We start from the raw sequence: 1,666 nt of genomic DNA, 5'->3' as shown, positions 1-1,666 counted from the left end.
GATGTCTTTGGACATAAAAGAAGGAGATGAAGTCATTACTACGCCTTATACGTTTTTTGCCACTGCTAGCTCAATAGCAAAATTAGGGGCGAAGCCTGTATTCGTCGATATCGATCCTTTGACCTATAATATAGATACAGATAAAGTTGTTGAATATATTACGCCTCGTACGAAGGCAGTTATCGTCGTTCATTTATTTGGGTTGATGACGCCGGTGGAGAAGCTGGAGCCTTTGTTAAAGGATAAAGGCATTCATTTAATAGAGGATTGTGCCCAATCCTTTGGGGCCTGGCGCAAGATCGACGGCAAGATAAGACGTTGCGGCACTATAGGTACTTTTGGTTGTTTCTCATTTTATCCCACTAAAAATTTGGGGGGATATGGAGACGGAGGCCTGGTGACCACTAACTTAAGTTCGTTGGCGGAACGGATCAAAAGGCTTAGAGCGCACGGTTGTTCGGGCGAATATATTCATGAGGAGTTAGGCATGAACAGCCGTTTGGATGCTATTCAGGCTGCCGTACTGCGATGCAGGTTGCGGCATGTCGACGATTGGAACAGGAAACGCAGGATAATTGCAGAGCGCTATCGCCTTTTATTCAATGTTTATAAAATTTCGGAATTCGTCAAGGCTCCCAGTGAAGACGAGGGCAGTTATCACGTCTATCACCAGTATGTTGTCCGCTGTGAAAGAAGAGACGATTTGTCGAAATATCTTGATGAGAACGGAATTGGCACTAGGGTCTACTATCCTTTGCCGTTGCATCTACAGCCGGTGTTTAAATATCTTGACTACCGAAGGGGTGATTTTCCGGAAGCCGAGAAACTTAGCCAGGATAGTTTGGCTTTGCCCATGTACCCTGAATTGACGCCCGACGAACAGGAGTATGTGGTAAAAACAATTGCCAAATTTTATAGATAGCAAGCATTGTCAATGAAATGAAGAGGGTTCAAGCAAGTGACAGGAGGTGAAAATGATGTATTTTCCGTTGTTCTTTGATCCGACGTTCATAATTTTGATTCCAGCCCTGTTATTGGCCATATGGGCCCAGATAAAGGTGCAGGGAACATTTAGCCAATTTTCGAGGGTTTATTCGCGAAGGGGAGTCAGGGCTTACGAAGCTGCCCGCGTTTTGTTGGATCGCTTTGGCTTGTCTAATGTCCCGATAGAGAGGATACATGGATCACTTACGGATCACTACGATCCCAGGTCCAAGGTCCTGCGATTGTCCGAAAGCGTGTATGCAAGCCCTAGCATAGCAGCAATAGGCGTTGCTGCACATGAAGTTGGGCATGCCATACAGGATGCCTATGATTACAAGCCCTTAAAGGTGCGTAATGCTATCGTCCCGGCAGCCAATTTAGGCACAACTTTGGCCTTTCCTCTCTTCTTTATAGGGTTGATCTTCAGGGCTCCTGTTTTGATGAATGTTGGCATTTTATTTTTCGTCGCCGTAATAGTGTTTCACTTGGTAACCTTACCCGTGGAATTTGACGCCAGCGCAAGGGCGCTGCGTTATCTTACGGATACTGGCTTGCTGGCTCAAGATGAAATCGGAGGCGCCAGGGCGGTTTTGAATGCTGCGGCGCTGACCTATGTTGCCGCGACAGTTATGGCAGTAGCTCAGCTTTTGCGTCTGCTTGCCTTTAGGGATATGGTTGACAG

At 46.4% G+C, this 1,666-nt stretch carries 2 protein-coding genes; both read left to right on the top strand.

Annotated features, from left to right (window positions below; genetic code table 11):
• Positions 1–922: DegT/DnrJ/EryC1/StrS aminotransferase family protein (locus Q7P41_RS09155; protein ID WP_303883684.1), on the top strand; the 922-nt coding region annotated here is incomplete at its 5' end.
• Positions 923–977: 55 nt separating this feature from the next.
• A partial coding sequence (locus Q7P41_RS09150) for a zinc metallopeptidase (protein WP_303883682.1) occupies positions 978–1,666 on the top strand: 689 nt, incomplete at its 3' end.

Source organism: Acetomicrobium mobile (genome assembly GCF_937920065.1).
Note: the sequence above shows the minus strand (reverse complement) of the source record. Positions and strands in the feature narration are given on the sequence as shown.